Genomic DNA, 21,832 nt, shown 5'->3' on the forward strand with positions numbered 1-21,832 from the left:
ATCACGGCGAGGGGAATGGGGCGTCCAGGCGGTAAGGCTGGATGATCCGCTGGTATTCGCCGTTGTGCATCAGTTGCTCCAACGCGCCGTTCAGCTCATTGCGCAACGCGGTGTCAGGCTTGCGCACGGCGATCGCCACACCGCTGCCCAGCAATTCCCCGGAAACCGCGGGCCCGAGGAAATCGAAATCCTGGCCCTCGGCGCTGTCGAGCAAGGCTTCGCGAATTTCCACGGTGCCTTGCAGCGTGGCATCGATATCGCCTGCCACCAGGCTGCGTACCAGCTCATCATTGCGCCAGAAGCCCTTGACGATAACGCCTTTCGGCGCCCACTGCGCCAGGGCAAAGGCTTCGCGGTTGCTCCCCACCAATACGCCGACACACTTGCCTTTCAAGGACCGCACGCTGGGCAGCAGGCCCGATGATTTTCGGGCCACCAGGCGTGTGGTGAACGGATAGAGGTCTTCGGTGAAGTTCGCCCATTGCCGCCGTTTCGACGTCTGGGCTATGCCCATGATCGCATCGAATTGGTGGGCATCCAGGGCCGGAAAGTTCTCCACAAGCACCTGGTCGACCCAGGTACAGCGCACATTCAGTTGCAGGCATAAAGCGTTGCCCAGTTCGATATTCAGCCCGACCAGTTGGCCTTGCTGATTGCGGCTTTGGAACGGGGGAAATTGTGCGGCGACGGCGAAGCGAATTTCATGACGGGGTGGGTCACCCGCCGCTGCCGTGCAGAACACCACACTCAACAGCCATAAGGTATGCGCCACACAGCGGTGTCTCAGGGTCACGGGGACGTCCTTTTCCGGAAAACCAGCCTCACCACGCCCCGCCCCCCGGTAAAAGCCGACCGGGGTGGAGCAAATGTCGTGCAAGCTTTCAAGAAATAGACGCGGACCTACAAGCAGAAATATCAGCACGCGCTGTAGGCAATAGTCGACACAGCGTGCGACTTGTTAGTCTCAGCGTTTACCCATTGAACGACGCGTCCCCGGTGGCGCCATGCCCGGCGACTTGGTGTGGCCGTTCTTGGCGCCGTTCTTGTACCAAGGCTGGGCCGCATTTTTCGCCCCGGCCAGTTCACCCGGCTTGAACGGAAACTTGAACGCCGGGATCTCGGTCTTCTCAACGCTTTCGGCGCTGGCCGGATCGACGATGTCGGCCGCTTCAACAGGGGGTTGTGTCGGGGAATTCATGGAAGCTCCGGAGCGTGCAAAAAATGATGCGGGGCCGACTTGCGGGCCACACTGGCGCGCAGTATACCTGCGCCCTTCGGATCTTTAACCACCACCTGTACGAATGGTCGGAGTTTACTGACAGCGCTGTCAGTTAGCAGTCACCTTGCTGACCGGGTTGGCGCGCTATAAAGCCCCTACACTCTTCCCACTCTTTGCCCTGGCGCGCCACTCCATGCAAATTCAACGTAAAACTGCCCTGATCGTCGGTGTCCTGGTGGTGCTGGCCATTGCCGCCTGGGCCCTGGGCCGGCCGGCCAAGACCAGGCTGGCTGCGCCAACGGCGATCCCGGTGCGGGTGGTGAAGGTGGTGCAACAGGACGTCCCGCGCTTTGTCAGTGGGATCGGCACGGTATTGTCATTGCACAGTGTGGTGATCCGTCCCCAGGTCGACGGCATCCTCACCCAATTACTGGTCAAGGAAGGCCAACGGGTGAAGGCAGGTGATCTGCTCGCCACCATTGATGACCGCTCGATCCGTGCCAGCCTCGACCAGGCCAAGGCGCAGTTGGGGGAAAACCAGGCGCAACTGCAAGTGGCGCTGATCAACCTCAAGCGCTACAAGGAACTGAGCATCGACGACGGCGTGTCCAAGCAGACCTACGACCAGCAACAAGCCCTGGTCAACCAGCTCAAGGCCACCGCGCAGGGAAACCAGGCTGCAATTGACGCGGCGAAAGTTCAGCTTTCCTACACCCAGATCCGCTCGCCAGTCAGCGGTCGCGTGGGTATCCGCACGGTAGATGAAGGTAACTTCCTGCGCACAAGCGATGCCCAGGGCTTGTTCTCGGTCACTCAGATCGACCCGATTGCCGTCGAGTTTTCCCTGCCGCAACAGATGCTGCCCACCCTGCAAGGCCTGATCGCCGCGCCGACCCAGGCCAGCGTCGACGCCTACCTGGGCGCCGACACCGACGGCCAGGCCGGCGACCTGCTCGGCGAAGGCCACTTGAGCCTGATCGACAACCAGATCAGCTCCACCACCGGCACCCTGCGGGCCAAGGCCGAGTTCAACAACCCCTCGCAACGCTTGTGGCCCGGGCAACTGGTGACCATCAAGATCCAGACCGCCCTCGACAAGAACGCGCTGGTGGTGCCGCCCACCGTGGTGCAACGCGGCCTGGACTCGCACTTCGTGTACCGGGTCAACGGCAACAAGGTCGAGATCGTGCCGGTGCAAGTGACCTACCAGAACAGCGACGTCAACCTCATCACGGGCGTGCAGGCCGGTGATGTGCTGGTCAGTGATGGCCAGTCGCGCCTCAAGGCCGGCGCCCAGGTGGAGGTGCTCAAAGACCCGCCACAAACGATCCAGACCGTCGACGCCAAGGTGCAGCCATGAACGGCAGCCGTTCACCTTCGGCCTGGTGCGTCGATCACCCCGTCGCCACCCTGCTGCTGACGTTTGCCCTGGTGCTGCTCGGGATCATAGCCTTCCCGCGCCTGGCCATCGCGCCGTTGCCGGAAGCGGAATTCCCGACGATCCAAGTCACCGCGCAACTGCCCGGCGCCAGCCCGGACACCATGGCCTCGTCCGTGGCCACGCCCTTGGAGGTGCAATTCAGCGCCATCCCCGGCATGACCCAGATGACCTCCAGCAGTGCCCTGGGCTCCAGCCTCCTGACCCTGCAATTCACGCTCAACAAGAGCATCGACACCGCCGCCCAGGAAGTGCAGGCGGCGATCAATACCGCGTCCGGCAAACTGCCCAGCGATATGCCGAGCCTGCCGACCTGGAAAAAGGTCAACCCGGCCGACAGCCCGGTGCTGATCCTCAGCGTCAGCTCCGACAGCATGCCCAGCACCGAGCTGAGCGACTACGTGGAAACCCTGCTGGCGCGCCAGATCAGCCAGATCGACGGCGTCGGCCAGATCAACATCACCGGCCAACAACGTCCGGCAATTCGCGTGCAGGCCTCACCGGATAAACTGGCCGCGATTGGCCTGACCCTGGCCGACATCCGCGTGGCCATCCAGCAATCGAGCCTGAACCTGGCCAAAGGCGCGATCTACGGGAAAAACAGCGTGTCGACCCTGTCGGCCAACGACCAGTTGTTCCACCCCGAGGACTACGCCCAACTGATCGTGTCCTACAAGGACGGCGCGCCGGTACAACTGCGCGATATCGCCAAAGTCATCAACGGTTCGGAAAACGCCTACGTGCAGGCCTGGTCCGGCGACACGCCGGGGGTCAACCTGGTGATCTCGCGCCAGCCTGGCGCGAATATCGTCGAGACCGTCGACCGCATCCAATCGGAACTGCCGCGCCTGCAAGCCATGTTGCCGGCATCCGTGCAGGTCAGTGTATTGAGCGACCGCACCAAGACCATCCGTGCGTCCTTGCATGAGGTGGAAGTCACCCTGTTGATCGCCATCTTGCTGGTGGTGGCGGTGATGGCGCTGTTCCTGCGCCAGTTGTCCGCCACAATGATTGTGTCCAGCGTGCTCGGCGTGTCACTGATCGCCAGTTTTGCGCTGATGTACCTGATGGGCTTCAGCCTGAACAACCTGACCCTGGTGGCGATCGTGATCGCCGTGGGCTTTGTGGTGGACGATGCCATCGTGGTGGTGGAAAACATTCACCGCCACCTCGAAGCCGGGCTGGACAAGCGCGAAGCAGCGATCAAGGGCGCCGGCGAGATTGGCTTTACCGTGGTGTCCATCAGCTTCTCGCTGGTGGCGGCGTTTATCCCGCTGCTGTTCATGGGCGGCGTGGTCGGACGGTTGTTCAAGGAGTTCGCGCTGACGGCGACCTCGACCATCCTGATTTCGGTGGTGGTCTCGTTGACGCTGGCGCCTACCCTGGCGGCGCTGTTCATGCGCGCCCCAACCCATCCTGCCCACGACAAACCCAGCTTCAGTGAACGCCTGCTGGCCGGCTATGCACGCACCCTGCGCCGCGCCCTGGCCCATCAACGCACGATGGGCGTCATTTTCGTGGTGACCCTGGCCCTGGCCGTGGTCGGCTATGTGTTTATTCCCAAGGGTTTCTTTCCGGTGCAAGACACCGGCTTCGTGCTCGGCACCAGCGAAGCGGCAGCCGACGTGTCGTACCCGGACATGGTCGCCAAGCACAAGGCCCTGGCCGAGATCGTCAAGGACGACCCGGCGGTCGAGGCGTTTTCCCACTCGGTGGGGGTGACCGGCAGCAACCAGACCATTGCCAACGGGCGGTTCTGGATCGCCTTGAAAGACCGCGGTGATCGCGATGTGTCCGCCAGCCAGTTCATCGACCGCATCCGCCCGAAACTGGCCAAGGTGCCCGGCATCGTGCTGTACCTGCGCGCCGGCCAGGACATCAACCTCAGCTCCGGCCCGAGCCGCGCCCAATACCAGTACGTGCTCAAGAGCAACGACGGCCCGACGCTGAATACCTGGACCCAACGCCTCACCGAAAAACTGCGCGCCAACCCGGCGTTTCGCGACCTGTCCAACGACCTGCAACTGGGTGGCAGCATTACCCACATCAGCATCGACCGTCAGGCCGCCGCACGGTTCGGACTGACCGCCACCGATGTCGACCAGGCGCTGTACGACGCCTTCGGCCAACGTCAGATCAAAGAGTTCCAGACCGAGATCAACCAGTACCAGGTGGTGCTGGAGTTGGACACCCAGCAACGCGGCAAGGCCGAAAGCCTGAACTACTTCTACCTGCGCTCGCCGCTGACCAATGAGATGGTGCCGTTGGCGGCAGTGGCCAAGGTCGACCCGCCGACCGTAGGGCCCTTGTCCATCAGCCACGACGGCATGTTCCCGGCCGCCAACCTGTCGTTCAACCTCGCCCCCGGCGTGGCGCTGGGGGATGCGGTGATCATGCTCAACCAGGCCAAGAATGAAATCGGCATGCCGGCCACCATCATTGGTAACTTCCAGGGCGCGGCCCAGGCGTTCCAGAGTTCGCTGGCCAGCCAACCGTGGCTGATCCTGGCGGCACTGGTGGCGGTCTACATCATTCTCGGCGTGCTGTACGAGAGCTTCGTGCATCCGCTGACGATTATCTCGACCTTGCCGTCGGCGGGGTTGGGCGCACTGATCATGCTGTCGCTGATGGGCCAGGACTTTTCGATCATGGCCCTGATCGGCCTGGTACTGCTGATCGGGATCGTGAAGAAGAACGGCATCCTGATGATCGACTTCGCCCTGGAAGCCCAGCGCGTACGCGGGCTATCGCCAGAGGAGGCGATCTATGAAGCCTGTGTCACACGGTTCCGGCCCATCATCATGACCACCCTCGCCGCCCTGCTCGGCGCCGTGCCGTTGATGCTCGGTGCCGGCCCTGGCGCGGAAATGCGCCAGCCGCTGGGCATCGCGGTGGTCGGCGGGTTGCTGGTGAGCCAGGCGCTGACGTTGTTCACCACACCGGTCATATACTTGTACCTCGAAAAGTTTTTCCACCGGCCCAAACCAGCTGCCGAGCTGGCGACCACACACTGAGGCCAAGGCACCGCCCTGGAGCAAAAGGCTCATGCGCGTATTGATTGTTGAAGATGAAGAAAAAACCGCCGACTACCTGCACCGCGGCCTGACGGAGCAAGGCTACACCGTCGACGTGGCCCGCGAAGGCGTCGAGGGTTTGCACTTGGCGCTGGAAAACGATTACGCGGTGATCGTGCTCGACGTGATGCTGCCTGGCCTCGACGGCTTTGGCGTGTTGCGGGCGTTGCGCGCGCGCAAGCAGACACCGGTGATCATGCTGACCGCCCGTGAACGCGTGGAAGACCGTATCCGCGGGCTACGCGAAGGTGCCGACGATTACCTCGGCAAACCGTTTTCATTCCTCGAACTGGTGGCGCGCCTGCAAGCCCTGACCCGCCGCAGCGGCGGCCACGAGCCGGTGCAGGTGACGGTCGCCGACCTGTGGATCGACCTGATCAGCCGCAAAGCCAGCCGCAACGGCGTGCGCCTGGACCTGACCGCCAAGGAGTTCTCGCTGCTCAGTGTGTTAGCGCGGCGCCAGGGCGAGATCCTCTCCAAGACATCGATTGCAGAAATGGTCTGGGACATCAATTTCGACAGCGACGCCAACGTGGTGGAAGTGGCGATCAAGCGCCTGCGCGCCAAACTCGACGGGCCGTTCGAACACAAGCTGCTGCACACCATTCGCGGCATGGGCTATGTGCTGGAGAATCGCAGTGTCGGCTAACTCCATTGCCCTGCGTCTGAGCAGCCTGTTCACCCTCGTGGCGGCGCTGATCTTCCTGTTGATCGGCGGCGCGCTGTATCAGCAGGTGGACCGCAGCCTGGGCCTGCTACCCGGGGCGGAGCTGGACGCGCGCTACAGCGTGTTGGAATCCTCTGTGAACCGCTTCGGTACACCGGACCATTGGGCGAAGATTCAAGCCAAGCTCAAATTATTGGGTGAGGAAGACAAACGTATCCGTTTTTGGGTCGTCAGCAGCGATCCGAACTACGAGTATGGCAACCCCGATGCGCAGATCCGCGCCTTCGCCGAAGGCCCGACGGGTAAGCGCGATCTGCGCCTGCCGGGGCGCGAATACCCGTTCAAGGTACTGGTGAGCCAATTCCCGGCCAAGGACCAACGCCCGCCGCTGCGTTTCATGATCGCCATCGACACCGATAACTTCCGTGCCACCCAGCACCATCTGCTGGTGGCGTTGGTGAGCCTGGCACTGGTCGGCGTGGTGCTGGCGTCGCTGCTGGGGTTCTGGGTGTCGCGCATTGGCCTCAAGCCGCTGAGCAAACTCTCGGATGAAGCACAGAAGCTGGCGCCGCCGAAGCTCTCCGGGCGCCTGCAACTGTCGCCTCTGCCGCCGGAACTGAGTCAGTTCGTCAACTCGTTCAACGCCACCCTCGACCGCGTAGAGCAGGCTTACTCACGCCTGGAGTCGTTCAACGCCGACGTCGCCCACGAGCTGCGTTCGCCGCTGACCAACCTGATCGGCCAGACCCAGGTTGCCCTGACACGCGGACGTTCGGCCGAACATTATTTCGAGGTACTGCAATCCAACCTCGAAGAATTGGAACGCCTGCGTTCGATCATCAACGACATGCTGTTCCTCGCCAGCGCCGACCAGGGCAGCAAGGCCACCAAGCTGATTGAAAGCTCATTGGCCGACGAGGTTGCCACCACCCTCGACTACCTGGACTTCATCCTCGAAGACGCTCAGGTCCAGGTGCAGGTCCACGGCGACGCCCAGGTGCAGATCGAAAAAGCCCACCTGCGCCGAGCGCTGATCAACCTGCTGAGCAATGCAGTGCAGCACACCGCGCCTGGGCAGGTGATCGACGTGAACATCGAAGTGCTGGAACATCAGGTGACGATCGGCGTGACCAACCCCGGCGAAGTGATTGCCAGCGAACACCTGCCACGGCTGTTCGAACGCTTCTATCGGGTGGACGCGTCGCGCAGCAACAGCGGGGCGAATCACGGGTTGGGCCTGGCCATCGTCAAGGCGATTGCGCTGATGCATGGCGGCGATGTGTTCGTACGCAGCGAGCCCGGTGGCAATACCTTTGGCATCACCCTGCCAATCTAAATCTTGAAAACACCTCGGTCACATGTGGGAGGGGGCTTGCCCTAATGCCAGTCAGTCAAGGAGGAACACTGTAACTGTAACTGTAACTGTAACTGTAACTGTGGCGAGCGGGCTTGCCCCGCGTTGGGCTGCGAAGCAGCCCCATTACAGGCGATGTGTTTTTAACTGACACACCGCGGTGCCTGGTTTTGGGGCTGCTACACAGCCCAACGCGGGGCAAGCCCGCTCGCCACAGGTGACTGTTTGCTCGTTCTATCTTTTAACTGACAAGTATTAGGGCTTGGCCCTCACTACTGTTGCGATTTCGGCAACAGTCATTATCTTGTTACACTCTGTATCGGACCGCTCGCCTGCGTTAATTTGACGCATCGATGAGCGCGACGGCAAAGACAGCTGACCCGCTTACCCGAATTTCCCTCGACATATTTCCAGGGCTCTACACTGGGAATCTGTCTTAAAGCCGCTGACTTCAGCGGCTTTTTTTTGCCGTAAAAAAAGGCCAGGCACACCCCCACGACATTGGCCGTTTCCGATTGACCCAAGGAGCTCCACCGGTGAAGAACTCGCTGACGTTCACCCCGTTATTTCTCGCGATTACCGCAACGATCGTCCCTCTGGCCCATGCAGCAGACGCGCCTCCCGCCGACGGTTTTGTCGAAGGCGCCCACCTCAATATCAACACCCGCAACTACTACATGAACCGCGACCGTCGCGATATTCATACCGATGACAGCAAGGAGTGGGGCCAGGGCTTTCTGGGCACCTTCGAATCCGGCTACACCCAGGGCACCGTTGGTTTCGGCCTGGACGCCCACGCCATGCTCGGCCTCAAGCTCGACGGGGGTGGCGGCACCGACGGTTCCAGCATCCTTCCGTATGGCAGCGGCAACGGCAAGGCACCCGGCTCGTTCTCCACGGCGGGCGGTACCTTGAAGATGCGGGCGTTCGACACCGAGGTGAAAGCGGGCGACCTGTTCCTCAACAACCCGGTGATTGCCGGCGGCATGACCCGCATGCTGCCGCAGACCTTCCGTGGCGTGAGCCTGGTCAACCACAGCTTCGACGGCTGGATGCTCGAAGGCGGCCAGGCCAGTTTCACCAAGCTCTACAACCAGAGCGGCCATCAGCGCATCGGCACCAGCTACGGCGCACTGCCGGACCATGCCGACAACCAGCACCTGGATTGGGCCGGTGTGTCGTTCAGCGCCATCCCGGGTCTGACCAGCAATCTCTACGCCTCTGAACTCAAGGACGTGTGGCACCAGTACTACTACGACCTGGACTACACCTACGCGTTGAACGACCTGATTAGCCTCAACCCGGGCCTGCACTATTACCACACCCAGGACACCGGCCAGTCGCTGCTCGGTGCCATCGACAACAACACCTACAGCCTGCATTTCACCGTGGGCGTGGGCAACCACAGCGTCACCGCCGCCTACCAGCGGGTCAACGGCAACACGCCGTTCGACTACATCACCCAGGGCGACAGCGTGTACCTGGACAACTCCCAGCAGTACTCGGACTTCAACGGCCCCAACGAACGCTCGTGGAAGCTCAAGTACGCCTATGACTTCGTCGGCCTCGGCATGCCGGGCCTGACCTCGGCGGTGTCCTACATCAGCGGCAAGACCGACCTGACCAAGGTCGACCCGCAAAGTCGTGGCTACAGCGCCTGGTACAGCGCAGACGGCAAAGACGCCAGGCACTGGGAACGGGATGTCGACCTGAAGTATGTGGTGCAAGGCGGCAAGGCCAAGGACCTGGCGGTGCGCCTGCAATGGGCGACCAACCGTGGCGGCCGGGGTTACTCGACGGTGGATCGGGATGTGGATGAGTACCGGGTGATCGTCGACTATCCGATCAACGTGTTTTGACGCGCACAGTTTCTTTTTAACCAAGTATTTAATTTTCATCGGGTAGAACTAAACTGCCAGCATCGTCACCGCTGAAGTCTGCCCGATGAGCCCACGCCCTACTCGCACCTCACCTGCACACCCCGAACTATTGCTGATGCTGGGCAGCGGCCTCACCGTCGTCCTGATTGTGATCATCGTCGCCGCACTGTTGATCCGCGAACACGCCAGCACCTTGCAGGCGGCCAAGCGTTCAACCACCAACATTGCCCAACTGATCAATGCCGATGTACTGCGAAACGTCGAGTTGTACGACCTGGCCCTCAAGGGACTGATTACCGCCACGCAACGCGAGGACCTGTCACAGGTTGCCGCGAATATCCGACACCTGGTGCAGTTTGACTTGTCCATGGCGGCACCTTTCAAGGGTGAGGTGCTGTTGTTGGATGCCACCGGAGCGGTGATCGCCGACTCCTCGACCCTGCAGCCCACTCCGCGCAATTTTGCCAACCGTGATTATTTCCAGGTGCATGCCAAGGACGCCCAGGCGGGCTTGTTTATCAGCCGACCGTTCAAGATCCATTGCGACTGCGACCAGGTCTGGCGCATCGCATTCAGCCGGCGCGTGTCGGGGCCCAATGGTGAGTTCGCCGGCGTCGCGGTCGCCACCATGCGCCTGGCGTATTTCGACCAGTTGTTCAGCACCCTGACGATCGGCAACGGCAGCAGCGTCAACCTGCTGAACAACAAAGGCATCCTGCTGGCCCAGCAACCTTTGCTTGAACGCGACATGATCGACAAAGACCTGAGCGAGCGACCGAACTTCAAACGCATGCTGCGCGATGGAAGCGGCAGCTTCCAGGCCATCTCCGCCATCAGCGGCAAGGAGCGCCTGTTCACGTTCACCAATGTCGGCGAACTGCCGCTGATCGTGGTGGTGGCGCTCCCCAGTGAAGACGTATTCGCCCCCTGGAAACGTGTCGCGCTGCTCACCAGCGGCGCCACGGGCATCCTGTGTATCGGCCTGTTGTGGCTCACCTGGATGCTGCGCCGGGAACTGCGCCGGCGCTATCGTGCGGAGAGAGTGCTGTCAGAACAAGCAGCCACCGATGCCCTGACGGGCCTGCCCAACCGCCGCGTCCTTGACGAGCGCCTGCGTCTGGAATGGGATCGCGCCCAACGCTCCACAGAACCGCTGACACTGCTGATGATCGACGTGGACCACTTCAAGGCGTTCAACGACCGCCATGGCCACAGTGGCGGCGACGAAGCGTTGCGCACCGTGGCCCAGGTGATCGGCAACAATATCCGCCGCCCGGCTGACCTGGCGGCGCGCTATGGCGGGGAGGAATTCGCGGTGGTGCTGCCCGACACCGACGCCAAGGGCGCCTGGCTGATCGCCGAGCATATCCGCAGCAGCGTCGAGCACTTGCCACGGGTGGCGGAAGATGAACGGCCGATTACCGTCAGCATCGGCATGAGCACTTGGGACAAACGCAGCCGCATGTCATTGGAGGCGTTGATGCTGAGTGCGGACCAGGCGCTGTATGAAGCCAAGCACAGTGGCCGAAACTGCATTGTCGATGCCGCAACCCAGCCCCTGTAGGAGCGAGCTTGCTCGCGAAGAACGTCAACGATAACGCGGGCACCAGGTTTATTGCGGCGCACTCAGGTTTTTCGCGAGCAAGCTCGCTCCTGCAGGGGGCGGCGCTGTTGCAACGGACATAAAAAAAGGCCACCCGAAGGCAGCCTTTCAAAACTAAAGAAAGAGAGTTGTTACTTACACCGCCGCAACGGGACGCATGTAAGAGATCGGTGCGGTGCTGGCATCTTCGAAGGTCACGACTTCCCAAGCGTCTGTCTGCTCAATCAACTTGCGCAGCAGCTGGTTGTTAAGGGCGTGGCCCGACTTGAAGCCTTTGAACTCGCCTATCAGGCTATTGCCCAGCAGGTAGAGGTCACCGATTGCATCGAGGATCTTGTGCTTCACGAATTCGTCTTCATAGCGAAGGCCGTCTTCGTTCAGTACACCATCCGCGTCGACCACAATGGCGTTTTCAACGCTGCCGCCGAGTGCGAGGTTGTGCTTGCGCAGGTACTCGATGTCACTCATGAAACCAAAGGTACGGGCGCGGCTGACTTCTTTTACGAACGAAGTGCTGGAAAAATCCACGCTTGCACTTTGGGTGCGGTCACGGAATACCGGGTGGTCGAAATCGATCTCAAAGCTCACTTTAAAGCCTTCGAACGGGACGAAGGTGGCGCGCTTGTCGCCGTCTTCTACTGTCACTTCCCGCAGAATGCGTATGAACTTCTTGGCTGCGTCCTGTTCTTCCAGGCCGGCAGATTGAATCAAGAATACGAAGGGTCCAGCGCTGCCATCCATGATCGGGACTTCGGACGCGGAGAGCTCGACGTAGGCGTTATCGATGCCCAAACCGGCCATGGCCGAGAGCAAGTGCTCCACCGTGTCCACTTTGACGTCACCGTTGACCAACGTGGTCGACATCGTGGTTTCGCCAACATTTTCCGCGCGAGCAGGAATCTGCACCACAGGGTCCAGGTCGGCACGCACAAACACGATGCCGGTGTCGACAGGTGCAGGCTTGAGGGTCAGGTATACCTTCTCCCCGGAGTGCAGACCTACACCTGTGGCACGAATAATATTCTTCAGGGTGCGTTGTTTAATCATGGCTTGGACCGCTTCAGCGCAAATTGCGAACTGGTATCAACAAAGGCTGGCGATAATAGCAGACCAGACCTTTGCTGAACACCAATCACCTTCATAGCCCTGATACATTCCATTAATCGGCCTGACGACGCAGGAAAGCCGGGATGTCCAGGTAGTCCAGGTCATCTTGCGGATTCGGGCTACGGGACGCCGCAGCACCGGCCTGAGCCTGGTTGCGCATCACGGTCGGACGATCCAGGTCACGGTAGTTCACCGACGGCAGTTCCTGGCGCGAAGGCGCTGGAGCGGCAGCCGACTGGCTGGCGTGGCTGGTATGAACGGTATTGTCGATGACCTTCACAGGCTTCTCGATTTTCGCGCCCAGGCCAGTTGCAACCACGGTCACGTGCAGTTCATCGCGCATGTCCGGATCGATAACGGTACCGACCTTGACCATTGCGTGCTCGGAAGCGAAGGCTTCGATGATGCTACCCACGTCGGAGTACTCACCCAGGGACAGGTCAGGACCGGCGGTGATGTTCACCAGGATGCCGCGTGCGCCTTGCAGGTTCACGTCTTCCAGCAGTGGGTTGCGGATGGCCGCTTCAGTGGCTTCGCGTGCACGGTTCGGACCGCTGGCGCAGCCAGTGCCCATCATCGCCATGCCCATTTCGCTCATGACAGTACGTACGTCGGCAAAGTCGACGTTGATCATGCCCGGGCGCTTGATGATGTCGGAAATACCGCGAACGGCACCGGCCAGTACATCGTCAGCCTTGGCAAACGCGGACAGCAGGCTCGCGTCCTTGCCCAGGATGGTCAGCAATTTCTCGTTGGGGATGGTGATCAACGAGTCAACACTTTCAGACAGCAGACGGATACCTTCGTCGGCGATCTGCATGCGCTTGCGGCCTTCGAACGGGAACGGACGGGTCACGACGGCAACCGTCAGGATCCCCATTTCCTTGGCCACTTCGGCAATGATTGGCGCCGCACCGGTACCGGTACCGCCGCCCATGCCAGTGGTGATGAACACCATGTTGGTGCCTTGCAGCACTTCAGCAATACGCTCGCGGTCTTCCAGGGCGGCTTGACGGCCGACTTCCGGATTGGCGCCAGCGCCGAGGCCCTTGGTCACGGCTGTGCCCAATTGCAGGATGGTCCGCGCGCCGATGCTTTTCAGCGCCTGGGCATCAGTGTTGGCGCAGATGAATTCAACGCCTTCAATGTTGCTCTTGACCATATGGTTGACAGCGTTGCCGCCGCCACCGCCGACACCGATCACTTTGATGACCGGGCTGGCGGGGATGTTGTCTACGAGTTCGAACATGTTCCCTCTCCTTTCGTTTTCTCTAGTTTTTTCGCCTACTGCTTTTTTGCCGTGTTGCGGTGTTGCGGTAATTCGTTAGAAATTGCCTTTGATCCAAGCCTGCAACCGCTCGAACAACGGCGCTTTGGCTTCGTCGTCGCTGCGGTAGCTGTCTCGGTTGCTCGGGCCCGACAGGGAAATGCCATCGGTCTGCTTTTGCAGCCCGTACAACAGCAAGCCCACACCGGTGGAATAAATCGGGTTGCGCACAACATCGCCCAAGCCCTTGACGCCATGGGGCACGCCCAGGCGCACCGGCATATGGAAGATTTCCTCGGCCAGTTCGACCGCGCCTTCCATCTTCGAGGTACCACCGGTCAGCACGATGCCGGCCGGGATCAAATCTTCGTAGCCGCTGCGGCGCAGTTCAGCCTGGATCAGGGTGAAGAGCTCGTCGTAGCGTGGTTCGACCACTTCGGCCAAGGCCTGGCGCGACAGTTCGCGCGGTGGACGGTCGCCCACGCTTGGCACCTTGATGGTCTCACCGGCACCCGCCAGCTTGGCCAGGGCGCAGGCGTAGCGAATCTTGATTTCTTCGGCGTACTGGGTCGGTGTACGCAGCGCCATGGCGATGTCGTTGGTGACCTGGTCGCCAGCAATCGGGATCACAGCGGTGTGACGGATCGCACCCTCGGTGAAGATCGCGATGTCGGTGGTGCCGCCGCCGATGTCCACCAGGCATACGCCCAGTTCTTTTTCGTCGTCGGTCAGTACCGAGTAGGCCGAAGCCAGTTGCTCAAGGATGATGTCGTCGATTTCCAGGCCGCAGCGGCGCACGCACTTCTCAATGTTCTGCGCGGCGTTGACGGCGCAGGTCACCACGTGGACCTTGGCCTCCAGGCGTACGCCCGACATGCCCAGGGGCTCGCGCACGCCTTCCTGGTTGTCGATCACGTAGTCCTGCGGCAGGGTGTGCAACACGCGCTGGTCAGCCGGGATCGCCACGGCCTGGGCGGCGTCGAGCACGCGCTCGAGGTCGGCCGAGCTGACTTCACGGTCGCGGATCGCCACGATGCCGTGGGAGTTCAGGCTGCGGATATGGTTGCCGGCCACGCCGACGAACGCCGAGTGAATCCGGCAACCGGCCATCAGCTGCGCTTCTTCAATGGCGCGCTGGATCGATTGCACGGTGGACTCGATGTTCACCACCACGCCCTTCTTCAGGCCCCGGGACGGATGCGTGCCAATACCGACGATTTCGATCGTGCCGTCTTCCCCGACCTCGCCCACCAGCGCCACCACCTTGGAGGTGCCGATATCGAGACCGACGATCATTTTGCCGCTTTGCACGTTTGCCATGGGTCCTGCCTCTTCTTAATTCTTCGCGACAGCGGGTTGCGCTGCCGTGGGCGCAGCCGGTTCACGCCAGCCGACGGCAAGGCCGTTGGCGTAACGCAGGTCGACGCTCGCAATGTTCGTAATCTGTTCTTTCAAGGTCTTGTCATAGATGGCGATGAAGCGGCGCATCTTTTCCACCAGGTGGTCGCGTCCCAGCAACAACTCGATGCCCGGGCCGGAACTGCCTGCCCCGGTCGTCAAAAACCAGCTGCCCCGCTCACGCAGTTCCAGGCGTGCAATGGAGAAGCCCAATGGCCGCAGCATCTGGCTCAAGGCCTGGTACTGCTGCATCACTTGCTGTTGCGCCCGCTGCGGCCCGAACAACTGCGGCAGGTGCTCGTAGTTGGCCAGCTCACGCGGCGTGAACGCCTGGCCCTGGTTGTTCAACAGCGCTTCGTCACCCCAACGGGCCACGGGCAGTTGTTCTTCCAGGCGGATCGTCACCTGGTCCGGCCAGACGCGACGGACTTCGGCATGGGCGATCCACGGCATCTGTTCCAGCTCCCGGCGCATGCCGGCCAGGTCGATGGTGAAGAAGCTCGCGGCGAGGAACGGCCCGATGCGCTGCTGCACCGCTTGCTGGCTGATGTAGCTCAAGTCGCCCTGCACGCTGATCTTGGTGATCGGCCGGTCGGCATACGGCAATAGACGCTGTGCGCCTTCGTAAGTGCCGAAGCCCAGCACCACCAGCAGCACCGGCCAGAACAGCGCCTTGATAAAACCAAAGTTGGCTTTCGGCAGGCGCGCCGACATCGGCTCTTTAGCCACCATTCGACTGGCACCCCGTGGCACCGGCTTGCGGCCGGGTGCGGGGGGCTGATGACGAAGCGATGCGCCTTTCATGTCTTAGCCTCGAGCCTCAATGCTTGCTGCGAGAATGGCCAGCACCAACTGCTGGAAATCCAGACCGGCGGCGCGAGCGGCCATAGGGACCAGGCTGTGGTCGGTCATACCCGGTGCGGTGTTGACTTCCAGGAACCAGAAATTCCCTTGGTCATCCTGCATCACGTCTGCCCGCGCCCAACCGGCGATACCCAGCGCCTCACAGGCTTTCGCCGTGAGGTCCATCAATTCCTGTTCTTTGGTTGCGTCAAGGCCGCACGGGATCCGGTACTGGGTATCGGAAGCCAGGTACTTGGCGTCGTAGTCGTAAAAGGTGTGGGGCGTGCCCAATGCGATGGGCGGCAATACCTGGCCACGCAGGGTGGCGATGGTGAACTCGGGACCCTGGATCCACTGTTCCACCAACACTTGCGAATCGTAGGTACTTGCCGCTTTCCATGCGTCGATCAATTCGGCGGCCGAGTTCACTTTGGCCATGCCGATACTGGAGCCTTCATGGGCTGGTTTGACGATCAAAGGCAGGCCCAGTTCCTTGGCTGCGGAAATACAATCGTCTTCGCTGCACAGGACACTGTGGCGCGGGGTTGGAATACCCAGGCTGTGCCACACCTGCTTGGTGCGCAACTTGTCCATCGCCAGCGCGGAAGCCAGGATACCGCTGCCGGTGTAAGGAATGCCTGCGCACTCCAGCAGGCCCTGCATGCTGCCATCTTCACCGCCACGACCGTGCAGGATGATAAAGGCGCGGTCGATCTTCTCGGCCTGCAGGCGGGCGAGGAAGTCATCGCCCACGTCGATACCGAACGCATTCACGCCAGCGCTTTGCAGGGCTTCAAGCACGGCATTGCCGGACTTGAGCGACACTTCGCGCTCGGCGCTCTTGCCGCCGAACAATACCGCCACGCGGCCGAAGTCGGCAGGCGCGATGGTAGAGAACAGGGCGTCGTAATTCACGGTCATTTCGACTTCCCCTGCGCGGCTGCAAACAGCGGGCTGGCGAGCAATTTCGGCGCAAGGCCGCCAATATCACCGGCACCCTGGCACAGCAGGATATCGCCGGCACGCAGCAACGGCTTGACGATCGGCGCCAGGTCCACGCCGCGCTCGATGTAGATCGGGTCCAACTGGCCACGCTGACGGATGCTGTTGCACAGCTTGCGGCTGTCGGCACCCGGGATCGGCTCTTCACCGGCTGGGTAGACTTCCATCAAGAGCAGCACGTTGGCATCGGCCAATACATTGACGAAATCGTCGTACAGGTCGCGGGTACGGCTGTAGCGGTGCGGCTGGTAGACCATCACCAGGCGACGCTCCGGCCAGCCACCACGCACGGCCTTGATCACGGCGGCGACTTCGGTCGGGTGGTGGCCGTAGTCGTCCACCAGCATCACGTCGCCACCTTCCACCGGCAACTGGCCGTAGACCTGGAAGCGACGGCCCACGCCGGCAAAGCACGACAGGCCTTCGACGATGGCCTCATCGCTGACGCCCTCGTCAGAAGCGATGCAGATGGTCGCCAGGGAATTGAGCACGTTGTGGTTGCCCGGCATGTTCACCGACACGTCCAGTGGCTCGCGGTCGGGACGCAGCACGGTAAAGAAGGTTTGCATGCCTTCCTGGCGCACATTGATCGCGCGCACGTCGGCGTCTTCGCTGAAGCCGTAGGTCACGGTCGGGCGCTTGACCAGGGGCAGGATTTCACGCACCACCGGATCATCCAGGCACACCACCGCCAGCCCATAGAACGGCAGGTTGTGCAGGAACTCGACGAAGGTTTTCTTCAACTTGTTGAAGTCACCGTCGTAGGTCGCCATGTGGTCGGCGTCGATATTGGTGACCACGGCCACCAGCGGTTGCAGGTGCAGGAAGCTGGCATCGCTCTCGTCGGCTTCGGCGATCAGGTAGCGGCTGGTGCCGAGCTGGGCATTGGTGCCGGCTGCATTCAGGCGGCCACCGATGACGAAGGTCGGGTCCAGGCCACCGGCCGCGAACACCGAGGCAATGAGGCTGGTGGTGGTGGTCTTGCCGTGGGTGCCGGCAACGGCGATGCCGTGGCGATAGCGCATCAGCTCGGCCAGCATCTCGGCGCGTGGTACCACGGGAATGCGGCGCTCAAGGGCGGTGGCCACTTCCGGGTTGGACGTGTTCACAGCGCTGGACACTACCAGCACGTCAGCCTCGGTGGCGTTCTCGGCGCGGTGGCCGATAAAAATCTGTGCGCCAAAGGACTTCAGGCGATCGGTGACCGGCGACTCTTTCAAGTCGGAGCCCGACACCTGGTAGCCGAGGTTCAGCAACACCTCGGCAATACCGCACATGCCCACGCCGCCGATACCGACGAAGTGGATGCGGCGGATGCGGCGCATCTCTGGTTGCGGCATGGCTTTCTGATTCTCAACCATGGGCCACCTCCAGGCAGATATCGACCACGGTGCGGGTTGCGTCAGGCTTGGCCAGGCGGCTTGCGGTGCTCGCCATGCTGTTGAGTCGTTCCGGTTGCATCAAAACCTCGGTCAGGCGTGCGGCCAAATCGGCGGCGCCAGTCGTTCTTTGCGGCAGCAGGAAGGCAGCGCCCTCCCCGGCCAAATATTCGGCGTTGCGGGTCTGGTGATCGTCGATCGCATGGGGCAAAGGCACCAGTAACGACGGCAGCCCGGCAGCGGCCAGTTCACTGACGGTCAGCGCACCAGCGCGACAGACCACCAGGTCGGCCCAGCCATAGGCATGGGCCATGTCCTTGATGAAGGGCTGCACATTGGCCTCCACACCTGCCTCGCGATAACGCGCGGCGGTCACTTCATCGTGATGCTTGCCCGCCTGGTGGAAGATTTCCGGGCGCAATTGCACAGGCAATTGCGCCACCGCTTCCGGCAGCAATTTGTTCAGCGGCTCGGCACCCAGGCTTCCGCCCAGGACCAGCAGGTGCGCCTTGCGCCCGGCCAATGCTTCACGGGCGATGGCCATGAACAGCTCGGTGCGCACCGGGTTACCGGTGGTGCGACGTTTGTCCGAGGCACTGAAGGTGTTGGGGAACGCTTCACACACCCGCGCCGCCAAAGGCACGAGCAAACGGTTGGCCGTGCCGGCCACGGCGTTCTGCTCATGCACGATCACCGGCACTCCCGCGAGCTTCGCGGCAACACCGCCAGGGCCTGTCACATAGCCGCCAAAGCCAAGCACACACACCGGCTTCAATTCACGAATGACCTTGCGCGCCTGCCACACCGCCTTGAGCAACACGAACGGCGCCTTGAGCAAAGACAACTTGCCCTTGCCACGCAGGCCGCTGACGTTGATCAGGTGCAGCGGCAGCCCGGCATTCGGCACCAGTTCGTTTTCAATGCCACGCGGCGTCCCCAGCCAGTGCACGGTGTAGCCACGGTTCTGGAATTCGCGGGCACAAGCCAGGGCCGGGAACACGTGGCCCCCGGTGCCGCCTGCCATGATCAGCACGTTAGCGCCCATGGGTCGGCTCCTCGGCGAAGTCGCTTTCGCTGAACTCCATCTCTTCGCTGCCCAGGTGGGTTCGACTCTCCCACTCGATGCGCAGCAATAACCCCAGGCAGGCGCAGCAAATCACCAACGAACTGCCGCCATAACTGAGGAACGGCAAGGTCAGGCCCTTGGTCGGCAACAGGCCGACGTTCACACCGATATTGATCAGGAACTGGCCGATCCACAGGAACGACAAGCCATATGCCACATAAGCGGCAAAATACTGTTTGGCCTTCTCGGCCCACAGGCCGATGTACATGCCGCGCACACACACGAACACGAACAGCGCGACGGTACACAGCGAACCGACCACGCCAAGCTCTTCGGCGAGCACCGAGAACACGAAGTCGGTGTGCGCTTCCGGCAGGTAGAACTGCTTCTGCACGCTGTTGCCCAGGCCCACGCCCAGCCACTCGCCGCGCCCGAAGGCGATCAGCGCCTGGGTCAACTGGTAGCCGGAACCGAACTGGTCGGACCATGGGTCGGTGAAGGTGATCAGGCGCGCCATCCGGTAAGGTTGCGCTTGTACCAGCACGGTCACCGCAGCGACCGCCAGCACCACCATCAAGGTGAAGCGGAACAGGCCCACGCCGCCGAGGAACAGCATGGCCGCCGCGGCCCCCATCATCACGACGGTGGCACCGAAGTCAGGTTCCATCAGCAACAGGCCGGCCATGGGCAGCAGCACGATGAATGGCTTGAAGAAGCCCATCCAGCTTTCGCGCACTTCTTTCTGGCGACGCACCAGGTAACCGGCGAGGTAGATCACCACGAACACCTTGGCGATCTCGGACGGCTGCACGTTGAATGCACCAAAGCCGATCCAGCGCATCGAACCGTTCACCTCACGGCCAATGCCGGGCAGGATCACCATGACCAGCAAGCCGAAGGCACCGATCAGCATCAGCCAACCCAGGCGCTGCCAGGTGGCGATGGGGATCATCATGGTGACAATGCACGCGCCGAGGCCGATCACCAGGTACACCAGGTGACGGATCATCATGTACAGGGTGTTGCCCGACTGCACGGCGGCCACTTCGGAAGACGCCGAGGTGATCATCACCAGGCCCAGTCCGAGCAGCGCCAGGCAACCGGCGAGCATCGGGAAATCCAGGTCGATACCGCGCCCGGTAATAATCGGCGAAGGGTACGGCTTGATGATGTTGCGCAAGTTGATATTCATGCCAAGGCCTCCACGGCGCGAGCGAACAACTGGCCGCGCTCTTCGTAGTTCTTGAACATGTCGAGACTCGCACAGGCCGGCGACAGCAACACCGCATCGCCCGGCTGGGCCAAGGCCTTGCACTGGGCGATAGCGTCGTCCAGGGAAGTGGCGCGCACTTGCGGCACGGCGTCCCCCAGGGCGGCGGCGATCAGGTCGGCGTCGCGGCCCATCAGCACCACGGCACGGCAATGGGCGGCCACCGGACCTTTAAGGTCCTTGAAGTCGGCACCCTTGCCGTCACCACCGGCAATCAGCACCAGCTTGCCCTTGATATCGGCCCCCAGGCCTTCGATGGCCGCCAGTGCGGCGCCGACGTTGGTGGCCTTGGAATCGTTGTAATAGCTGACGCCATCGAGGTCACGCACCCATTGGCAGCGATGCTCAAGGCCGGCAAAGGAACGCAGGCTCGACAGCATGGCGTCGAACGGCAGGCCAACGGCATGCCCGAGCGCCAAGGCCGCGAGGGCATTGGACTGGTTATGCGCACCACGGATTTTCAGTTCGCGCACGGGCATCAGGTTCTGGAATTCGAAGGCCAGGTATTTCTCGCCGTTCTCTTCGCGGATGCCAAAGGCCTTGAAGTCGGGTTTGCCAAGGCCGAAGGTCCAGCACGGCAAGCCCTCGCCCATCAGCGGACGGCTCAGGGCATCCTGACGGTTGACCACCACTTGCCTGGCACCGCGGAAAATCCGGTGCTTGGCCAGGTGATAGGCCGGCAGGCCGCTGTAGCGGTCCATGTGGTCTTCGCTGACATTCAATACGGTGGCGACTTCGGCACCCAGGTCGTGGGTGGTCTCCAGCTGGAAGCTCGACAGCTCCATGACGTACAGCTCGACGTCGTCGCTGAGCAGGTCCAGCGCCGGTGTCCCGAGGTTGCCGCCCACCGCCACGCGCTTGCCGGCCGCAGCCGCCATTTCGCCGACCAGGGTGGTCACGGTGCTTTTCGCGTTGGAACCGCTGATGGCCACGATCGGCGCCTTGGCGTGACGCGCGAACAGGTCGATGTCACCGGACAGCTTCACGCCACGCGCGGCTGCAGCTTGCAGGGCCGGTGTCGCCAAGGCCAGGCCGGGGCTTACATAGAGCTCATCGGCACGGCACAGAAACTCCACATCCAACTCGCCACAACGCACTTCCACGTGCGGGTAGTCACGGCGCAGCGTGACCAGCTCCGGTGGATTTTCCCGCGTATCGGACACGGCAAACGGCTTGCCCCGGTTCGCCAGGAAGCGAACCAGGGACATGCCGCTCTTGCCGAGGCCGACAACGATGCGGAAGTGGTCTGAAGCGATCAGGGACAC

General features: G+C 61.9%; 17 protein-coding genes. 6 read left to right on the plus strand and 11 right to left on the minus strand.

Features of this window, described 5'->3' with window-relative positions; translation table 11 throughout:
* Position 1: 1 nt before the first annotated feature.
* Together AC1Q6I_RS08845 and AC1Q6I_RS08850 are read right to left on the minus strand one after the other, a co-directional pair.
* On the minus strand, positions 2-787 hold the full coding sequence (locus AC1Q6I_RS08845) for a transporter substrate-binding domain-containing protein (protein WP_219730539.1): 786 nt from the start codon (positions 785-787) through the stop codon (positions 2-4).
* A 177-nt stretch (positions 788-964) separates the two neighbouring features.
* On the minus strand, positions 965-1,198 hold the full coding sequence (locus tag AC1Q6I_RS08850; protein WP_069075288.1) for a hypothetical protein: 234 nt from the start codon (positions 1,196-1,198) through the stop codon (positions 965-967).
* Positions 1,199-1,412: 214 nt separating this feature from the next.
* On the opposite strand from AC1Q6I_RS08850, the gene AC1Q6I_RS08855 reads away from it, so the two are divergent.
* The 6 genes from AC1Q6I_RS08855 (at position 1,413) to AC1Q6I_RS08880 (ending at position 11,196) form a co-directional block, all read left to right on the plus strand.
* Positions 1,413-2,579 carry an efflux RND transporter periplasmic adaptor subunit gene (locus AC1Q6I_RS08855; RefSeq protein WP_102624392.1) on the plus strand — a complete coding sequence of 389 codons (1,167 nt, stop codon included), beginning with the start codon at positions 1,413-1,415 and terminating at the stop codon, positions 2,577-2,579.
* Positions 2,576-5,671, plus strand: coding sequence for a multidrug efflux RND transporter permease subunit (locus AC1Q6I_RS08860; protein ID WP_102624393.1), 3,096 nt, complete (start codon positions 2,576-2,578; stop codon positions 5,669-5,671). Before AC1Q6I_RS08855 ends, AC1Q6I_RS08860 begins: the two co-directional genes overlap by 4 nt.
* Before the next feature lie 31 nt (positions 5,672-5,702).
* Positions 5,703-6,380, plus strand: coding sequence for a heavy metal response regulator transcription factor (locus AC1Q6I_RS08865; RefSeq protein WP_024073527.1), 678 nt, complete (start codon positions 5,703-5,705; stop codon positions 6,378-6,380).
* Positions 6,370-7,734, plus strand: coding sequence for a heavy metal sensor histidine kinase (locus AC1Q6I_RS08870; protein ID WP_102624394.1), 1,365 nt, complete (start codon positions 6,370-6,372; stop codon positions 7,732-7,734). Before AC1Q6I_RS08865 ends, AC1Q6I_RS08870 begins: the two co-directional genes overlap by 11 nt.
* Positions 7,735-8,288: 554 nt before the next feature.
* Complete coding sequence (locus AC1Q6I_RS08875) at positions 8,289-9,611, plus strand: OprD family porin (protein WP_102624395.1); 1,323 nt, start codon at positions 8,289-8,291, stop codon at positions 9,609-9,611.
* Between the two features lie 85 nt (positions 9,612-9,696).
* Complete coding sequence (locus AC1Q6I_RS08880; RefSeq protein ID WP_102624396.1) at positions 9,697-11,196, plus strand: GGDEF domain-containing protein; 1,500 nt, start codon at positions 9,697-9,699, stop codon at positions 11,194-11,196.
* 174 nt (positions 11,197-11,370) lie between these two features.
* Here AC1Q6I_RS08880 and lpxC read toward each other — a convergent pair whose 3' ends face one another.
* The 9 genes from lpxC to murD all read right to left on the minus strand — a co-directional run bounded on the left by lpxC (position 11,371) and on the right by murD (position 21,832).
* Positions 11,371-12,282 carry a UDP-3-O-acyl-N-acetylglucosamine deacetylase gene (gene lpxC, locus AC1Q6I_RS08885; RefSeq protein ID WP_003171886.1) on the minus strand — a complete coding sequence of 304 codons (912 nt, stop codon included), beginning with the start codon at positions 12,280-12,282 and terminating at the stop codon, positions 11,371-11,373.
* A gap of 112 nt (positions 12,283-12,394) precedes the next feature.
* A complete protein-coding gene (gene ftsZ / locus AC1Q6I_RS08890) occupies positions 12,395-13,591 on the minus strand; it encodes a cell division protein FtsZ (RefSeq protein WP_024073523.1) in 1,197 nt (398 codons plus the stop codon).
* Between the two features lie 75 nt (positions 13,592-13,666).
* On the minus strand, positions 13,667-14,929 hold the full coding sequence (ftsA, locus tag AC1Q6I_RS08895) for a cell division protein FtsA (protein WP_024073522.1): 1,263 nt from the start codon (positions 14,927-14,929) through the stop codon (positions 13,667-13,669).
* Positions 14,930-14,944: 15 nt separating this feature from the next.
* Positions 14,945-15,811, minus strand: coding sequence for a cell division protein FtsQ/DivIB (locus AC1Q6I_RS08900; RefSeq protein ID WP_069075283.1), 867 nt, complete (start codon positions 15,809-15,811; stop codon positions 14,945-14,947).
* 3 nt (positions 15,812-15,814) lie between these two features.
* Entirely contained in the window at positions 15,815-16,771 is a 957-nt protein-coding gene (locus tag AC1Q6I_RS08905) for a D-alanine--D-alanine ligase (RefSeq protein ID WP_069075282.1), read from the minus strand.
* Positions 16,768-18,213 (minus strand): UDP-N-acetylmuramate--L-alanine ligase, encoded by a 1,446-nt coding sequence (gene murC, locus AC1Q6I_RS08910; RefSeq protein WP_024073519.1) that lies wholly within the window; start codon positions 18,211-18,213, stop codon positions 16,768-16,770. The genes AC1Q6I_RS08905 and murC overlap by 4 nt, the downstream gene beginning before the upstream one ends.
* The gene (murG, locus tag AC1Q6I_RS08915) at positions 18,206-19,276 is read right to left on the minus strand and encodes an undecaprenyldiphospho-muramoylpentapeptide beta-N-acetylglucosaminyltransferase (protein WP_024073518.1); all 1,071 of its coding nucleotides are present in this window, start codon (positions 19,274-19,276) and stop codon (positions 18,206-18,208) included. The genes murC and murG overlap by 8 nt, the downstream gene beginning before the upstream one ends.
* The gene (ftsW, locus tag AC1Q6I_RS08920) at positions 19,266-20,489 is read right to left on the minus strand and encodes a putative lipid II flippase FtsW (RefSeq protein ID WP_024073517.1); all 1,224 of its coding nucleotides are present in this window, start codon (positions 20,487-20,489) and stop codon (positions 19,266-19,268) included. Before ftsW ends, murG begins: the two co-directional genes overlap by 11 nt.
* Positions 20,486-21,832: a UDP-N-acetylmuramoyl-L-alanine--D-glutamate ligase gene (gene murD / locus AC1Q6I_RS08925; protein ID WP_102624397.1), complete on the minus strand. Its 1,347-nt coding sequence runs from the start codon at positions 21,830-21,832 to the stop codon at positions 20,486-20,488. The genes ftsW and murD overlap by 4 nt, the downstream gene beginning before the upstream one ends.

The organism is Pseudomonas sp. MPR-R2A5 (genome assembly GCF_058793055.1).

What these genes read in the sequence shown, in the direction of transcription:
- AC1Q6I_RS08850 (WP_069075288.1), bottom strand. Translation starts at nt 1,198, where the DNA reads ATGAATTCCCCGACACAACCCCCTGTTGAAGCGGCCGACATCGTCGAT.
- AC1Q6I_RS08855 (WP_102624392.1), top strand. Translation starts at nt 1,413, where the DNA reads ATGCAAATTCAACGTAAAACTGCCCTGATCGTCGGTGTCCTGGTGGTG.
- AC1Q6I_RS08860 (WP_102624393.1), top strand. Translation starts at nt 2,576, where the DNA reads ATGAACGGCAGCCGTTCACCTTCGGCCTGGTGCGTCGATCACCCCGTC.
- AC1Q6I_RS08865 (WP_024073527.1), top strand. Translation starts at nt 5,703, where the DNA reads ATGCGCGTATTGATTGTTGAAGATGAAGAAAAAACCGCCGACTACCTG.
- AC1Q6I_RS08880 (WP_102624396.1), top strand. Translation starts at nt 9,697, where the DNA reads ATGAGCCCACGCCCTACTCGCACCTCACCTGCACACCCCGAACTATTG.
- lpxC (WP_003171886.1), bottom strand. Translation starts at nt 12,282, where the DNA reads ATGATTAAACAACGCACCCTGAAGAATATTATTCGTGCCACAGGTGTA.
- ftsZ (WP_024073523.1), bottom strand. Translation starts at nt 13,591, where the DNA reads ATGTTCGAACTCGTAGACAACATCCCCGCCAGCCCGGTCATCAAAGTG.
- ftsA (WP_024073522.1), bottom strand. Translation starts at nt 14,929, where the DNA reads ATGGCAAACGTGCAAAGCGGCAAAATGATCGTCGGTCTCGATATCGGC.
- AC1Q6I_RS08900 (WP_069075283.1), bottom strand. Translation starts at nt 15,811, where the DNA reads ATGAAAGGCGCATCGCTTCGTCATCAGCCCCCCGCACCCGGCCGCAAG.
- AC1Q6I_RS08905 (WP_069075282.1), bottom strand. Translation starts at nt 16,771, where the DNA reads ATGACCGTGAATTACGACGCCCTGTTCTCTACCATCGCGCCTGCCGAC.
- murC (WP_024073519.1), bottom strand. Translation starts at nt 18,213, where the DNA reads ATGGTTGAGAATCAGAAAGCCATGCCGCAACCAGAGATGCGCCGCATC.
- murG (WP_024073518.1), bottom strand. Translation starts at nt 19,276, where the DNA reads ATGGGCGCTAACGTGCTGATCATGGCAGGCGGCACCGGGGGCCACGTG.
- ftsW (WP_024073517.1), bottom strand. Translation starts at nt 20,489, where the DNA reads ATGAATATCAACTTGCGCAACATCATCAAGCCGTACCCTTCGCCGATT.